Origin of the sequence: Klebsiella sp. LY (assembly GCF_004010915.1) — a bacterium.
Lineage (GTDB): Bacteria > Pseudomonadota > Gammaproteobacteria > Enterobacterales > Enterobacteriaceae > Klebsiella > Klebsiella quasipneumoniae.
Genome location: NZ_CP022444.1, coordinates 636,256 through 651,064 on the forward strand (window position 1 = coordinate 636,256; position 14,809 = coordinate 651,064).

Here is a 14,809-nt window from a genome sequence, read left to right on the forward strand (position 1 = left end):
TGTCGCTGAAAGGGCGAAAGTGTAGCGCTATTCGCCCTTGCAGACCACTGTTACAGCGCCGGCGCCAGCGGGTGGCTGTCGTGCATGACGATCAGATTCTCCGCGCCTTGCGGCATACCGTCCGGCATGACGTTCTCCAGCCGCAGGACGTCGCCCATTATCTGGCTGAATACCGGGGCGGAAACGGCCCCGCCGTAATAAGAGCCATTGCTCGGATCGTTCATCACTACCACCAGCGCGAACTGCGGACGGCTGGCGGGCGCCACGCCGGCGGTATAGGCCACATATTTATCGATATATTTGCCGTCCGGACCGATCTTCTTCGCCGTCCCCGTTTTTACCGCCACCCGGTAGTCGCGCACCGCCGCCTTGGTGCCGCCTCCGCCCGGGAGCGCCACGCTCTCCATCATATGCTCCACGCTGTGGACAATATTCTCCGGCATTACGCGCGTGCCAATCACTGGCGGGTCGATGCGGGTGATCGACAACGGTCGTTCAATGCCGAAGCCGCCGATGGTGGCATAAACATGCGCCAGCTGGAGCGGGGTCACCATCAAACCATAGCCGAAAGCGAAGGTGGCGCGATCCAGTTGCCCCCAGTAGCGACGATGCGGCATCAGCCCAGCGCTTTCCCCGGTCAACCCCAGCCCCGTCGGCTCGCCGAAACCGAAAGCCGTATAGGTGTCAATCAGATGCTGCACCGGCATGGCCAGCGAAAGATGCGACACGCCGGTATCGCTGGATTTCTGCAGGATCCCGGTCAGGCTCAGCTCCGGATAATAGCCGACATCGCGGATACGGTGGCCGTCAAGGACAAACGGATGGGTGTCCACGACGCTGTCCGGCTGGACAATCCCCTGCTGCAGCGCGGTCATGATCACCAGCGGTTTGACGGTCGACCCCGGCTCGAAGGTATCGCTGATGGCCCGGTTGCGAAAATCATCCAGCGTTGCGGCATCGCGATTGTTTGGATTGAAGTCGGGATAGCTGGCCATCGCCAGGATCTCGCCGGTATCGATTTTGATCAGCACCGCCGCTCCGGATTCGGCTTTATTCCAGCGAACAGCGTTATCGAGGGCATCTTCCGTTACCGTCTGCAGGCGCTCATCGATACTCAACTGCAGATTATGCGCCGGCACCGGCGGTACTTCGGTAATATTCTCAATCACATTGCCATGTTTATCTTTACGCACCAGACGTCGCCCGGGTTTACCGGTCAACTGGGCGTTGAAGCTTTTCTCCACCCCTTCGATGCCCTGATTATCGACATTGGTAAAGCCCAGCAGATTGGCAGCCACGTGGCCTGCCGGATAGAAACGCCGCGATTCATCACGCAGGTAGACGCCAGGCAGATGCAGTTTATCAATCCACTCCGCCTGCTCGGGATTGATCTGCCGCGCCAGATAGAGAAAGCGGGCGTGAGGATGGCTCTGTACCCGCTGGGCCAGTTCCCCGAGGTTGAGATGCAGCGCTTCGGCCATCGCCTGCCAGCGGGGCCCGTAGCCGACGCCGCCTTTCTCCATGGTGGTCTGCGGATCGATCCAGATCGCGCTAACCGGAACGCTCACCGCCAGCGGTCGTCCTTCCCGGTCGGTGATCATCCCCCGCTCAACCGCAACGGGCTCTTCGCGCAGAGAACGCATATCCTCTTGTTTTACCAGATTATCGGGGGAAACAATCTGCAGCCAGCCCACGCGGGCCAATAGCAGTCCCAGACAACCGAGTATGGCCACGCAGAGTAACCCGAAGCGAATCGGGGTAAAGCTGGCGGCGGACTTCATTTTTTTATTTAGCACCATAGCTCCGGCATTGTTTTGCAACCAACTGATTTAACAGAAAATTAGCAAAACAGACTGCTACACAATGCTAATAAAGTTGAGTATTTGCAACAAGACGCGACGAGAGGGGGAAAAATGACATGCTTTGCAATAAAAACGCAAAAGCCCCGCACAGGCGAGGCTTTTATACAAGAAGAGTGGTCTTGTATCAGATAGCAGTTACGTTAACTGCAGCCGGACCTTTCTGGCCGTCCTGAATTTCGAACTCAACGTTCTGGCCTTCAGCCAGAGTTTTGAAGCCGTTACCCTGGATAGCGGAGAAGTGTACGAACACATCTTTGCTGCCATCAGCCGGAGTAATGAAACCAAAACCTTTAGACTCGTTGAACCACTTAACTTGACCTTTAATCTTTGCCATTTGCAAAATTCCTTAGACTGTTTTCTTCGCCTGCTGGCGTTTACATAGATAAAACTGACACATAACTGCATGAGGCACTAATTTAAGGTTCGGCAGAGAAGCGGTATTCAACGACAACGTGTTTACTCAGGACTTCTTTACTGAAAATGCCACACATAAACAGAACTGTACCTCGTTTAACCCGAAAGGTGTTATCACACACTACGTAAATAATGGCAAGCCATTTTTAAACGTGTCTCGATCGTTCGCACAAATTATAAGGTAATCCTTTGATCGCCTGCACATTTATGCGTCTTTGCCGCCCCTGGCAAGGCGCTATGGCGTTTATCAATAACGCCGGAGCGCTGCCTTGTAACTGCAACTTTTTTACCATAGCTCAACAACTTCGCTTCGTCCAGGTATGTCCGTATACGAACTGCCAGTATACGGGCGACTGACGAGCCGTGATGAATATTGATGCGCAAAATTCGTTATAACCCCAGACGAAAAATCGCTAAAGCCAGGCCAGTGTAGTGATAATAAATCCTTTCAGTCGTCTCGCTAAAAATAGTGCTAATTCTGCACCTTAATAATGAAAAAAAGATGACAGCGTCACGTTATCCGACAATAAACGCGGCGGGGATCACTTTATTTACAGCGTGTATAAAAGAGGATAGTGCATTGAGAAAGGAATAATGGAATAAGAATAAGATATTACCGACCGCTATCATGCAGGTGCGCATCATATGATGCACACCTGTCGAGGTACTTAGCGCTCTGCCACCAGGCGGATAAACTCATCCTCCCCTTTCGCCTTACCGGCGACGGTCGGCTCGACCACGTCCTCTTTTTCCGGCGCACTGGCTTCGCACAAGCGACGTAGCAGCGCATTCTGCCGCTTTTGCTGATCCAGCAGAGCCTGCAGCAGTTCTATCTGCTCATTCGCCCGCGAGCTGGCGCGGTTGACGAAGAACCATAACAACAGACCGACAAGCAGCAGCGCCACAGACACGGCCAGCGATGCCAGATTTAAGATCCCAGGATTTAGTAACTCACTCATTTCACCACCTCAAAGAGAAGGCGTTCATTCTACCACCCGCGGCGCAGAAGGAAATCAGTCGTCAGAAAAATGTCTTACCACGGGATAAATTTATTGATAGTGCAAATGCCGCTGAAAAACTGAACATCCTGGTCGCACATTACGTTAAGCATCTGAGTCCACAGCAACAGGCAGCCTGCTATGATGACTATCAGTAAAACCCACCGTAATTTTTTCACTCCACTCTCCGCATCAGTACTTTATGTCGCCAGGATAACACGGCCTTCTTAAACCGCGGCTAACTGTAATACGAAAGGCAAGTTTAGGAATCATCGACTTGTTTCAAAACGTGTTCGTGTCAAAATCACGGCAAGGATCATACAAATAATGAGGCATCAATGCGATTAATCATTCGTACTATTGTGGTCGTGGCTATCTTATGGATTGGCGTATTATTAAGCGGCTACGGGGTATTATTCCACAGTGAAGAAAACGTCGGCGGCCTGGGCCTGAAGTGTCAATATCTCACCGCCCGTGGGGTCAGTACCGCACTTTATGTGCATTCCGATAGCGGCGTGATCGGCGTCAGCAGCTGCCCGCTGCTGCGTAAAAGCGCAACCGTCGTGGATAACGGCTAATATCGAATCGGCGACCGCGACGATAGCGCCGCGGTCGCCGAATGCTTCAGCGCGGTCAGAAGGGGTAGTCGTTGTAGCCCATCTGCTCAGAAATCTTGCGCGCCGCCTGGTGCAGCATCGCCACATATTCATGCAAACGTTCTTCAGAGAACCGTAAGGTCGGGAAAGAGATACTCAACCCGGCGATGACTACGCCGAAACGGTCGAATACCGGTACCCCAATGCAGCGTAGCCCCTCTTCCTGCTCTTCGTTATCTTCGCCGTACCCCTGCTCGCGAACGCCATCCAGCACCTTCAGCAACTCAGCGGTACTGGTGATGGTCCGCTCGGTGCTGCGTTTATACTCCACGCCGTCAAGGATCTGCTCCACTTCGCTGCGGTCGCGCCACGCCAGCAGTACCTTGCCAATCGCGGTGCTGTACAGCGGATTGCGACGGCCGATACGAGAGTACATCCGCAGGTTATACATCGAATCAATCTTGTGAATATAAACAATACTGTCTTCATCCAGCGCGCCGAGATGGATCGTCTCTTTCGTCAGTCGGGAGAGTTCCCGCATCTGAATATCGGCGCTGCGCACCAGGTCGACGTTCTGCAGCGCGCGCGCCCCCAGCTCGAACAGTTTGAGCGTGAGGGAGTATTTCTCAGACTCTCCCTCCTGCGCCACATAGCCCAGTGATTTCATGGTCTGTAAAAAGCGATAAACGGTGCTTTTCGACATCATGACGCGCTGGGACAGTTCGGTAATGCCAATTTCACGCTCTTCACCCAGCGCCTGCAGGATGCCGAAAACCTTCAATACCGAAGAGACAGAATCTGGCTGTTTATCCAAATCTGCACCTGCCATTTATCACCTCGTCGTAACTGTTTTATAAAATTTAGAACCGGTTTTTATTATAAATTCGCCGCCTCTGCGCCGCAATCATTCTTCTGCCACTTCGTTACAAATCTGCGACATACGGCGGAATAATCAATGCTAAACTCATCATTCAAAAAACCGTTTCATTTAAGACTCATTTTCACCATGGATAAAAACTCTTCCGATGGCGTGCCGCTGCCGCAGCGCTATGGCGCCATTCTGACCATTGTGCTTGGGCTGACCATGGCCGTGCTCGACGGGGCCATCGCCAACGTCGCGCTGCCGACCATCGCCAGCGATCTTAACGCCTCCCCGGCGGCTTCAATCTGGATCGTTAACGCCTACCAAATCGCCATTGTGATCGCCCTGCTACCGCTCTCTTTCCTCGGCGACATGGTCGGCTATCGTCGTATCTATAAGATAGGCCTGGTGGTGTTTATCTTTACCTCGCTGGCCTGCGCCCTGTCGCGCAGCCTCGAAATGCTAACCTTCGCCCGCGTCGCCCAGGGGCTGGGCGGCGCCGCGCTGATGAGCGTAAACACCGCGTTGATCCGCCTGATTTATCCGCAGCGCTTTCTCGGTCGTGGCATGGGTATCAACTCCTTTGTCGTCGCCGTATCTTCGGCGGCAGGCCCGACGATCGCCGCTGCGATCCTCTCCCTCGCCTCATGGCAATGGCTGTTTTTAATTAACGTGCCTCTCGGCATCGTCGCCTTACTTCTGGCGATGCGCTTTCTGCCGCCCAACAGCGCGCGCAGCAAAATCGTCCGCTTCGATTTGCCGAGCGCCATCATGAACGCGCTGACCTTCGGGCTGTTGATCACCGCCCTGAGCGGTTTCGCCCAGGGCCAGTCCACTCAGCTGGTGCTGGCGGAGGTCGCCGCTATGCTGGTGGTGGGCTTTTTCTTCGTTCGCCGTCAGCTCACGATGCCCGTCCCGCTGCTGCCGGTCGATCTGCTGCGCATCCCGCTCTTCTCCCTCTCTATCTGCACCTCCATCTGCTCTTTCTGTGCGCAAATGCTGGCGATGGTCTCTCTGCCCTTCTTCCTGCAAACAATGATCGGGCGCAGCGAAGTGGAGACCGGCCTGCTGCTGACGCCGTGGCCGCTGGCAACGATGGTGATGGCGCCGCTGGCCGGTTATTTAATTGAAAAATGCCATGCGGGGTTGCTGGGGGCCATTGGGCTGCTGGTTATGGCCTGCGGCCTGTTCGGCCTGGCGCTGCTTCCGGCGTCGCCCAGCGATCTGGATATTATCTGGCGTATGGCGCTGTGCGGCGCCGGCTTCGGGCTGTTCCAGTCGCCAAACAACCACACCATTGTCGCCTCGGCCCCGAGCCATCGCAGCGGCGGCGCCAGCGGCATGCTGGGTACCGCTCGCCTGCTCGGCCAGAGCACCGGCGCCGCGCTGGTGGCCCTTTTATTCAACCTGCTCGGCAACAGCGGCACCCACACCGCCCTGCTGCTGGCCGGCATCCTGGCGACCGTCGCTGCGCTGATTAGCGGTCTGCGCGTCACTCAGCCGCGCGCAGCCTGACGATTAAGGACAAAAAAAATCCGCAGCCTTCGGGCTGCGGATTTTTATTTTCAGCGTCAGATTGACGGACTATTTCAGATATTCTCCGCTACGCAGCGCTTCAATACGCTTGTCCAGCGGCGGGTGGGTCATAAACAGCTCGCTCATGGACTTCGCTTTACCGTTGATGCAGAACGCCATCATGCTGCTGGCTTCCTGCGGCTCATAGCTGGTTTTCAGGCGCTGCAGGGCGGCAATCATCTTTTCGCGGCCCACCAGACGCGCCGAGCCGGCATCAGCATGGAATTCGCGATAACGAGAGAACCACATGGTGATAATGCTGGCCAGAATACCGAACACCAGCTCCAGCACCGTGGCGACGGCGAAGTAGATCAGCGGGTTGCCATTGCTGCTCTCGCCTTCATCTTCCCGGTTGCCGCCGAGGAAGCCGGCCGCAATCTGCGCGATAACGCGGGAGATAAAGATAACGAAGGTGTTCACCACCCCCTGAATCAGAGTCATGGTGACCATATCGCCATTGGCGATGTGGCTGATTTCATGGGCGATGACCGCTTCCGCTTCATCACGGCTCATGTTTTGCAACAGCCCGGTACTGACAGCGACCAGCGAGGCGTCGCGACGCGCACCGGTAGCGAAGGCGTTGATGTCAGGGGCGTGATAGATAGCCACCTGCGGCATGGCAATGCCCGCCTGCTGCGCCTGCTGCGCAACGGTGTTCATCAGCCAGCGTTCCGTTTCGTTGCGCGGCTGCTCGATCACTTCCCCACCCACAGACTTCAGCGCCATCCATTTCGACATCATCAGCGAAACGATAGAACCACCGAAGCCGAACAGCAGGGCCATAATCAACAGACCGGTCATGCTGCTGGATTGGATCCCCGTGAGGCTTAACACCAGCCCGAACACGACCATCACTGCCAGGTTCGTCAGCAGGAAAAGCGCGATTCGCATCATAATTTTCTTTTTACCTCAATTTAACAAAACGCACTATGCGATTACCCACATCGTATGGGTCAGGCTGCAATTTTCAACCATCAGCCCCCGCTAAGTCACGATAAAAACACAACTTTACATTTTGTAGCATCTTGCTGACAGCGGCAGAGCAGGTTGACATTTTGTTAGATGAGCTGAATGGCGATGACAAAGGGCATAAAAAAAACGGGCACCTCTCAGGGTGCCCGTTGGCGACTTATTGGCTGGCCGGCGGTTCCACCGCCGGGCGCGCTTTTTCGAGATGGGCGAGGTCTACCGCGATATGGACCGTCTCATCAAGATACGGATCCGGCTCCTGGTAATCCTTCGGCAAATCGTCCAGTTTTTTCAGCGGCGGTTTGCCTTCGCGTTTCAGGCGATCGTTAATCCGCGCCAGACGAATCGCATCATCCTCTTCGTTCTCTTTTTCACGCTGAGCGTAGTTCAGAGAGACGATGTTACGTTTGTCCTTCATCGCGTTATAACGGGCAATATCCTTCATGATGTACTGGAACTCAGGATCCTGGGCAATACGCTCGTCGTGGCGCTTGAGCAGTTCCGGTCCAAATGGGGTCAGATCCCCGGACTTCACATAGGTGGCCGCGTTGATGCTATCCCACGGCAGCGCGTTGTCTTCATACTGCTCGCCGGTTTCGCGATCTTCATTGCCGGTTGGCATCATGATATCCGGCGTAACGCCTTTGCGCTGAGTACTGCCGCCGTTAATGCGGTAGAACTTCTGGATAGTGTACTGCACGGAACCTAACGCCGGCCAGTCCGGACGCAGCATCTGATCGTAGATACGATTCAACGAGCGATACTGCTGTACGGTACCTTTACCGAAGGTCGGCTCGCCAACGATCAGCGCGCGGCCATAATCCTGCATTGCGGCGGCAAAGATCTCAGACGCCGAGGCGCTAAAGCGGTCAACCAGCACCACCAGCGGCCCTTTGTAATAGACTACGCCATCGTTATCGCTGTCTTCGCGCACCTTGCCATTGTTATCCCGCACCTGCACCACCGGGCCGGACGGAATAAACAGCCCCGACAGCGATACCGCTTCGGTCAGCGCCCCGCCGCCGTTGCTGCGCAGATCGATAACGATGCTACTGACGTTCTGTTTTTCCAGCTTCTGCAGCTGCACCTTCACGTCATCGGTCAGGCCAACGTAAAAGCCCGGGATATCCAGCACGCCGACTTTTTCTTTACCAACGGTTTTCACCGACATCTTCACCGCGCGATCTTCCAGACGGATGCGCTCGCGGGTCAGGGTGACGATACGCGTCTTGGCCCCTTTGCCGGCCGGCAGGATCTCAAGGCGAACCTTGCTGCCCTTCGGCCCTTTAATTAGCGCCACGACGTCATCCAGACGCCAGCCTATGACATCGACCATCGACTTCCCGGTCTGGCCGACGCCAACGATGCGGTCGCCGACGCTGATCGCTTTGCTCTTCGCAGCCGGACCACCGGCCACCAGCGAATTAATCACCGTGTAGTCATCATCCATCTGCAGCACAGCGCCGATCCCTTCGAGTGAGAGACTCATCTCGGTGTTGAACTGCTCGGTATTGCGCGGCGACAGATAGTTGGTGTGCGGGTCGATTTCGCGGGCGAAGGCGGTCATCGCCAGCGAGAAGACATCCTCGCTGTTGGTTTGCGCCAGACGACGGATAGCGAACTTGTAGCGACGGGTTAAGGTGTCGCGGATCTCTTTATCGTCTTTTCCCGCCAGCTTCAGGCTTAACTGGTCAAATTTAACCTTGGCGTCCCACAGCGCGTTCAGCTCGGCCTCGTCTTTCGGCCACGGCGCTTTGGAGCGGTCAAGGTTGAAATTGTCGTTGCCGGTAAAGTCCATCGGACGTTCCAGCACCTTCAAAGCATACTGATAGCGCTCGAAGCGGCGCTGCTGCGCCAGGTTGTAGAGGTCGTAGAAGACATCCAGTTTCCCGGTGCGCAGTTCGTCGCCGATTTGGTCTTTTTTCGCCGCGAACTTCGCCACATCGCTGGCCAGCAGCACATTATGGCTGTAGTCCAGCAGGTTCAGATAACGGTCAAAAATTTTTGCCGAGAAGGCGTTGTCGAGATCGAACTGACGGTAGTGAGAGCGGGTAAAGCGCGACGTCACGCGCTCGCTCACCGTCGCGTGCTGCGGCTCTTCTTTCAGCACGGGGATTTGATCTGCACGGGTTATTTCATCAACAGCGAAGGCATGGCCTGCTATTGCCAGCAGGCCCGCAAGCGCGGTGATTTTAAAAAATGTGTTCATGCCTGGCCCGGCCTCCGTTTCAGAACACCAGGTGTTCTGCGCGTACAATCATTGACATACCAGAAGTCAGCTGTACACGAACGCCATCTTTGGTGATTTCCAGAACGGTGGCGTCCATTGCGTTATTGCCTGCTTTTACCTTCAGCGCCTGGCCGACGGTCAGAACGGAAACATCCGATACCGGAGTGAGACGCTCTTCCCGCGGAGCTTTGGCCGCAACAGGACGCGGTTTACGCTGTTCAGCGCCCTCTTTACGACGCGGCTGCTGAGGACGCGGTTTACGCTCGCGGCGAACGCCTTCATCCGGCTGGCCTGCAGCGGCAGCGGCCTCGCGTTTTTTCGCCTGCTGGGCAGCGCGCTGCGCCTGAACGCGAGCTTTCGCTTCTTCCAGCTGCTGACGCGCATGGGCAATGTGCTGCTCTTCCAGTTCGCCGCACGGGTTGCCGTCCAGGTCAACGCGGATAGCGCCGGCTTTTACGCCGTAGAGATAGCGCCAGCTCGAGGTGTAAAGACGTAATGCAGCGCGAAGCTGGGTTTTGCTGAGATTCATCTCACCACCCACTCGCTCAACGAGATCCTGAAAAATTCCGATTTTCAGGGGGCGCGCTTCGCCTTCAGCGCTGAAGCACTGAGGGAAACGTTCGGCCAGAAAGGCGATAACTTCTTTACTGCTATTCAACTTAGGTTGATTTTCCATGAAATTTCCTGATTACAACGGACGTAGCCAACAAGCCGCAGGCATGAACAGGCGACATTATAATGACGTCCTCGCTAAATGCTACGTTATCCGTTGATTATCCCACGACACGGGTAAAGATTTTTTGATAATCAGTGGCCGCGATAAGTTTTTCCAGATGCTCGACCAGCGTGCGCAACCCCTGCTCATCTTCAGCAGTGAAGCGGCCGTAAGCCGGACTGTCGATATCCAGCACGCCGATAATCTGGTCGTTCACGCGCAGGGGGAAGACAATTTCCGAATTACTGGCGGCATCGCAGGCAATGTGGCCGTCAAAGGCGTGGACGTCCTCGACGCGCTGCACCTGGGCTTGCGCCACCGCCGCGCCGCATACGCCGCGCCCAACCGGGATCCGGACGCAGGCCAGTTTGCCCTGGAACGGCCCCAGCACCAGGGTATCGCCTTCCAGAAGATAGAAACCGGCCCAGTTGACCTCGCCCAGTCGTTCAAACAGCAGCGCGCTGGTATTAGCGATCATCGCCAGAAAACTGGTTTCACCTGCCATTAATGCCTGGAAATCGCGGTTCAAATCCGCGTAAAATTCTGTTTTGCTCATTATATCTTCACTTGGTTGTCTTACTGCCTGATACGTACAGCCTACTAAAATAAGCATTAAATGCGCTTGGGCTCAAGATGAATTCATTCATAGGTTAAGATAGTGAGATACATTCATTCCTGTACGTAATAAATGCCGATAAAAACACCCACCCTTAAGCCTGCGAATAAGATGGTCGTGCATGCCGTCAGCACGCCGCTTCCCTATGCGCATTATCAGCGCTGTACGCAGTGTGACATGCTGTTCCGCTTACCGGTGCTCAAACGCAACCAAAGCGCCTGGTGTCCACGCTGTAACGCGAAGGTGCGCGATGGCCGCGACTGGTCGCTGACCCGTCTGGGCAGCATGGCCCTGGCCATGCTGCTGTTAATGCCCTTTGCCTGGTCCGAACCCCTGCTGCGCCTTCACCTGCTGGGGGTTCGCATTGACGCCAACGTCCTGCAGGGGATTTGGCAGATGACCGCGCAGGGCGACCCGCTTACCGCCGCGATGGTGCTGTTTTGCGCGGTGGTCGCCCCGGTACTGCTGGTGGTCTCGATTAGCTATCTGTGGCTGGGCAACGTGCTGGGGATGAACCTGCGCCCGGTGCTGCTGATGCTCGATAAGCTCAAGGAGTGGGTGATGCTGGATATCTATCTGGTGGGCATCGGCGTCGCCTCCATCAAGGTGCAGGATTACGCCTTTCTGCAGCCCGGCATCGGCCTGGTGGCGTTTATCTCCCTGACGCTGCTGAGCATCCTGACGCTTATCCATATGAACGTCGAAGAGCTATGGGAGCGCTTCTATCCCGAACGGCCGGCGACCCGCGCCGATAACAATCTGCAGGTGTGCACCGGCTGCCACTACACCGGCTACCGCGACGCCCGCGGCCGCTGCCGACGCTGCCACACGCCGCTGCACCATCGCCGGCCGCAGAGCCTGCAGCGCAGCTGGGCGGCGCTGATTGCCTCGCTGGTTTTCCTCCTACCGGCCAACCTGCTGCCGATCTCTATCATCTACGTCAACGGCGCGCGCCAGGAAGACACCATCCTCTCCGGGATCATCTCCCTCGCCAGCAGCAATATCGCCATCGCCGGCGTGGTGTTTATCGCCAGTATTTTGGTGCCATTCACCAAAGTTATAGTGTTATTTACCCTGCTGCTCAGCATACAATTCAAGTGCGAGCAGGGGCTGCGCACCCGCATCCTGCTGCTGCGGCTGATAACCTGGATTGGCCGCTGGTCGATGCTGGATCTGTTTGTTATCTCACTCACCATGTCGCTCATTAATCGCGATCAGCTCCTCGCCTTTACGATGGGGCCGGCCGCGGTTTACTTTGGCGGCGCGGTAATTTTAACTATTCTTGCAGTTGAATGGCTGGACAGCCGCTTACTTTGGGACGCACATGAGTCAGGAAACGCCCGCTTCGCAGACTGAAGCCAGAATAAAAACCAAACGTCGTATCTCGCCATTCTGGCTGTTGCCGGTCATCGCGCTGCTGATTGCCGCCTGGCTCATCTGGACCAGCTTTGACGACCGCGGATCGACGATTACTATCGATTTCCAGTCTGCTAACGGCATCGTGCCGGGGCGGACGCCTATCCGCTATCAGGGGGTGGAAGTCGGTACCGTCCAGGATATTAGTCTCAGTAAAGACCTGAGCAAGATTGAAGTTTCCGCCAGCATCAAGCGCGATATGAAAGAGGCGCTGCGCAAAGATACGCAGTTCTGGCTGGTCACGCCGAAAGCCTCTCTGGCCGGCGTGTCGGGCCTCGATGCGCTGGTGGGCGGGAACTATATCGGCATGATGCCGGGCAAGGGCGAACCCGAAGATCACTTCGTCGCCCTCGACACTCAGCCAAAATACCGTATCAACAACGGCGAGCTGATGATCCACCTGCAGGCGCCCGACCTTGGCTCTCTGAGCAGCGGCTCGCTGGTCTACTTCCGTAAGATCCCGGTCGGGCGGGTGTATGACTTCACGCTGAATGATAATAATCAGGGGGTCACCATTGATGTGCTGATCGAGCGCCGGTTCACCAACCTGGTGAAAAAAGGCAGCCGTTTCTGGAACGTCTCTGGGATCAAAGCCGATGTCGGCCTGAGCGGGGCCAAAGTGCAGCTGGAGAACCTTTCCGCGCTGGTGAACGGTGCCATCGCCTTTGACTCCCCTGCCGATTCGCAGGTCGCGTCGCAAAACGATGACTATCATCTGTATGAAGACCTGGCGCACAGCCAGCGCGGGGTGGTGGTGACCCTTGACCTGCCTGACGGCGACGGCCTGAAAGCGGGCTCGACGCCGCTGATGTATCAGGGGCTGGAAGTGGGCCAGTTAAGCAAACTGAATCTTAACCCCGGCGGCAAAGTCACTGGCGAGATGACCGTCGATCCAAGCGTGGTGACCCTGCTGCGGGAGAAAACGTTGATTCAGATGAAGAAGCCGAAGATCTCCCTCGATAACCCCAGCGTCAGCGCCCTGCTCACCGGCAATACCTTTGAGCTGGTGCCCGGCGAAGGCGAGCCGCGTAATCACTTCTCCGTCATGCCAGCGGATAAAGCGCTGCTGGAGGAGCCCAATGTCGCCACCGTCACCCTTTCGGCGCCGGAGAGCTACGGGATCGACGGCGGCCAGCCGCTGGTGCTTCACGGAGTGAAAGTCGGCCAGGTGCTGGAGCGCAAGCTGACGGCCAAAGGGGTAACCTTCCAGGTGGCGATTGCCCCGGAATACCGCGATCTGATTCGCGGCGACAGCAAGTTTGTGGTGAACAGTCGTCTGGACGTCAAAGTGGGACTTGATGGCGTGCAGGTGCTGGGCGCCAGCGCCAGCGAATGGGTGAACGGCGGGATCCGGGTGATCCCGGGTGAAAAAGGCGAAATGCAGAGCAGCTATCCGCTGTACGCCAACCTCGAAAAGGCGCAGGAAAACAGCCTGAGCGAAGTGCCGACCACCACCCTGAGCCTCTCCGCTGAGACGCTACCTGACGTTCAGGCTGGCTCGGTGGTGCTGTATCGTAAATTCGCCGTCGGCGAGATCATCGCCGTCAAACCGCGCAAAGACGCTTTCGATATCGATCTGCATATCAAGCCCGAGTACCGCTACCTGCTGACCAACAACAGCGTCTTCTGGGCGGAAGGGGGCGCGAAGGTTAAACTTGACGGCAACGGACTCACCGTTCAGGCCTCGCCGCTGGCCCGCGCCATAAAAGGGGCGATCAGTTTCGACAACCTCAACGGCAGCAGCGCCAATGCGCGGCTGAATAACAAACGCATCCTTTACGCTTCTGAAACGGCGGCGCGAGCCGTGGGCGGCCAGATCACCCTGCATGCGTTCGACGCCGGGAAGATGGCGGCCGGGATGCCGATTCGCTATCTCGGCATCGATATCGGTCAGATCCAGTCGCTGGAGCTGATCACCGCCAAAAACGAGGTGCAGGCGAAAGCCGTGCTTTATCCGGAATACGTCGGCACGTTTGCCCGCGCCGGGACCCGCTTCTCGGTGATCACCCCGCAGATCTCCGCCGCGGGCGTGGAGCATCTCGACACCTTGTTCCAGTCCTATATTAACGTTGAGCCCGGACGCGGCCCGGCGCGCCGCGACTTTGAGATCCAGGATACGACGATCAGCGACTCGCGCTATATCGACGGCCTGAATATCGTGGTGGAAGCGCCGGAGGCCGGATCGCTCGGCATCGGTACGCCGGTGCTGTTCCGCGGCCTGGAAGTCGGGACGGTGACCGGTCTGTCGCTGGGATCGATGTCTGACCGGGTCATGGTTAAGATGCGCATCAGCAAGCGCTACCAGTACCTGGTGCGCAATAACTCGGTGTTCTGGCTGGCCTCGGGTTACAGCCTCGACTTCGGCCTGGTTGGCGGCGTGGTGAAAACCGGGACCTTCAATCAGTTTATCCGCGGCGGGATCGCCTTTGCCACGCCGCCGGGTACGCCGCTGGCGCCGAAGGCCCAGGACGGCAAGCACTTCCTGCTGCTGGAGAGCGAGCCGAAAGAGTGGCGGGAGTGGGGCACCGCCCTGCCGCAGTAATCCTCGCCTGCCCT

Annotated in this window: 12 protein-coding genes and 2 pseudogenes; 4 read left to right on the top strand and 10 right to left on the bottom strand. The window is 56.6% G+C overall.

Going from position 1 to position 14,809, the window contains the following annotated elements; genetic code table 11:
• Positions 1-50: 50 nt before the first annotated feature.
• From ftsI to mgrB, 5 genes and pseudogenes are all read right to left on the bottom strand, one after another.
• Positions 51-1,799: a peptidoglycan glycosyltransferase FtsI gene (ftsI, locus tag CE636_RS05900; protein WP_004203364.1), complete on the bottom strand. Its 1,749-nt coding sequence runs from the start codon at positions 1,797-1,799 to the stop codon at positions 51-53.
• 187 nt (positions 1,800-1,986) lie between these two features.
• On the bottom strand, positions 1,987-2,196 hold the full coding sequence (cspE, locus tag CE636_RS05905) for a transcription antiterminator/RNA stability regulator CspE (RefSeq protein ID WP_001062678.1): 210 nt from the start codon (positions 2,194-2,196) through the stop codon (positions 1,987-1,989).
• 85 nt (positions 2,197-2,281) lie between these two features.
• A pseudogene (locus CE636_RS05910) lies at positions 2,282-2,353 on the bottom strand (DUF2627 domain-containing protein); the annotation flags it as partial.
• Positions 2,354-2,944: 591 nt separating this feature from the next.
• Positions 2,945-3,235: a YebO family protein gene (locus CE636_RS05920; RefSeq protein ID WP_004203366.1), complete on the bottom strand. Its 291-nt coding sequence runs from the start codon at positions 3,233-3,235 to the stop codon at positions 2,945-2,947.
• A 74-nt stretch (positions 3,236-3,309) separates the two neighbouring features.
• Complete coding sequence (gene mgrB, locus CE636_RS05925) at positions 3,310-3,453, bottom strand: PhoP/PhoQ regulator MgrB (protein ID WP_002911375.1); 144 nt, start codon at positions 3,451-3,453, stop codon at positions 3,310-3,312.
• A 159-nt stretch (positions 3,454-3,612) separates the two neighbouring features.
• Between mgrB and CE636_RS05930 the strand changes: the two genes are divergently transcribed.
• Complete coding sequence (locus CE636_RS05930; RefSeq protein ID WP_004203368.1) at positions 3,613-3,852, top strand: YobH family protein; 240 nt, start codon at positions 3,613-3,615, stop codon at positions 3,850-3,852.
• A gap of 55 nt (positions 3,853-3,907) precedes the next feature.
• Here CE636_RS05930 and kdgR read toward each other — a convergent pair whose 3' ends face one another.
• Positions 3,908-4,699, bottom strand: coding sequence for a DNA-binding transcriptional regulator KdgR (gene kdgR / locus CE636_RS05935; protein WP_004203369.1), 792 nt, complete (start codon positions 4,697-4,699; stop codon positions 3,908-3,910).
• 177 nt (positions 4,700-4,876) lie between these two features.
• Between kdgR and CE636_RS05945 the strand changes: the two genes are divergently transcribed.
• Positions 4,877-6,247, top strand: a complete 1,371-nt coding sequence (locus CE636_RS05945; RefSeq protein ID WP_004203370.1) for an MFS transporter — start codon at positions 4,877-4,879, stop codon at positions 6,245-6,247.
• 69 nt (positions 6,248-6,316) lie between these two features.
• Here CE636_RS05945 and htpX read toward each other — a convergent pair whose 3' ends face one another.
• The 4 genes and pseudogenes from htpX to CE636_RS05965 form a co-directional block, all read right to left on the bottom strand.
• Positions 6,317-7,201: a protease HtpX gene (gene htpX / locus CE636_RS05950; RefSeq protein ID WP_004203371.1), complete on the bottom strand. Its 885-nt coding sequence runs from the start codon at positions 7,199-7,201 to the stop codon at positions 6,317-6,319.
• Positions 7,202-7,436: 235 nt separating this feature from the next.
• Positions 7,437-9,485 carry a carboxy terminal-processing peptidase gene (gene prc / locus CE636_RS05955; protein WP_017900208.1) on the bottom strand — a complete coding sequence of 683 codons (2,049 nt, stop codon included), beginning with the start codon at positions 9,483-9,485 and terminating at the stop codon, positions 7,437-7,439.
• Between the two features lie 19 nt (positions 9,486-9,504).
• Entirely contained in the window at positions 9,505-10,182 is a 678-nt protein-coding gene (gene proQ, locus CE636_RS05960) for an RNA chaperone ProQ (protein ID WP_004203375.1), read from the bottom strand.
• Between the two features lie 81 nt (positions 10,183-10,263).
• Positions 10,264-10,777, bottom strand: a pseudogene (locus tag CE636_RS05965) (GAF domain-containing protein).
• Positions 10,778-10,909: 132 nt separating this feature from the next.
• Here CE636_RS05965 and yebS point away from each other — a divergent pair.
• Together yebS and CE636_RS05975 are read left to right on the top strand one after the other, a co-directional pair.
• Positions 10,910-12,193 (top strand): membrane integrity lipid transport subunit YebS, encoded by a 1,284-nt coding sequence (gene yebS, locus CE636_RS05970; protein WP_004203379.1) that lies wholly within the window; start codon positions 10,910-10,912, stop codon positions 12,191-12,193.
• Complete coding sequence (locus tag CE636_RS05975; protein WP_017900210.1) at positions 12,162-14,795, top strand: PqiB family protein; 2,634 nt, start codon at positions 12,162-12,164, stop codon at positions 14,793-14,795. Before yebS ends, CE636_RS05975 begins: the two co-directional genes overlap by 32 nt.
• Positions 14,796-14,809: the final 14 nt, after the last annotated feature.

Excerpts from the sequence above, each read along its gene's own strand:
- htpX (WP_004203371.1), bottom strand. The coding sequence starts at position 7,201 with ATGATGCGAATCGCGCTTTTCCTGCTGACGAACCTGGCAGTGATGGTC.
- CE636_RS05930 (WP_004203368.1), top strand. The coding sequence starts at position 3,613 with ATGCGATTAATCATTCGTACTATTGTGGTCGTGGCTATCTTATGGATT.
- CE636_RS05975 (WP_017900210.1), top strand. The coding sequence starts at position 12,162 with ATGAGTCAGGAAACGCCCGCTTCGCAGACTGAAGCCAGAATAAAAACC.
- yebS (WP_004203379.1), top strand. The coding sequence starts at position 10,910 with ATGCCGATAAAAACACCCACCCTTAAGCCTGCGAATAAGATGGTCGTG.
- cspE (WP_001062678.1), bottom strand. The coding sequence starts at position 2,196 with ATGGCAAAGATTAAAGGTCAAGTTAAGTGGTTCAACGAGTCTAAAGGT.
- ftsI (WP_004203364.1), bottom strand. The coding sequence starts at position 1,799 with ATGGTGCTAAATAAAAAAATGAAGTCCGCCGCCAGCTTTACCCCGATT.
- CE636_RS05945 (WP_004203370.1), top strand. The coding sequence starts at position 4,877 with ATGGATAAAAACTCTTCCGATGGCGTGCCGCTGCCGCAGCGCTATGGC.
- kdgR (WP_004203369.1), bottom strand. The coding sequence starts at position 4,699 with ATGGCAGGTGCAGATTTGGATAAACAGCCAGATTCTGTCTCTTCGGTA.
- proQ (WP_004203375.1), bottom strand. The coding sequence starts at position 10,182 with ATGGAAAATCAACCTAAGTTGAATAGCAGTAAAGAAGTTATCGCCTTT.
- CE636_RS05920 (WP_004203366.1), bottom strand. The coding sequence starts at position 3,235 with ATGAGTGAGTTACTAAATCCTGGGATCTTAAATCTGGCATCGCTGGCC.
- prc (WP_017900208.1), bottom strand. The coding sequence starts at position 9,485 with ATGAACACATTTTTTAAAATCACCGCGCTTGCGGGCCTGCTGGCAATA.